We start from the raw sequence: 225 nt of genomic DNA on the forward strand, positions 1-225 counted from the left end.
TGCCGCGTTCGATCACCGTGTCGCCGAGGTTGTCGATGATATAGGTGTCATTGCCGGCACCGCCGTCGAGGAGGTCGGCGCCGGCCTTGCCGTCGAGGAGGTTGGCGGCGGCGTTGCCGGTGAGGCTGTTGTCCAGTTCGTTTCCGACCAAATTAAGTGCCGCTGTACCCAGCAGCACGCCGTCTTCAACGTTGGCCGACAGGGTGTAGCTCACCGCCGTGCGGA

Annotated in this window: 1 pseudogene; it reads right to left on the reverse strand. The window is 64.0% G+C overall.

Annotated elements, in window-relative coordinates:
* Window positions 1-225 (reverse strand): annotated as a pseudogene (locus tag NHU87_RS28385) (putative Ig domain-containing protein); the annotation flags it as partial.

The organism is Pseudomonas mandelii, from assembly GCF_024138395.1.
In the GTDB taxonomy this organism is placed as follows: domain Bacteria; phylum Pseudomonadota; class Gammaproteobacteria; order Pseudomonadales; family Pseudomonadaceae; genus Aquipseudomonas; species Aquipseudomonas mandelii_E.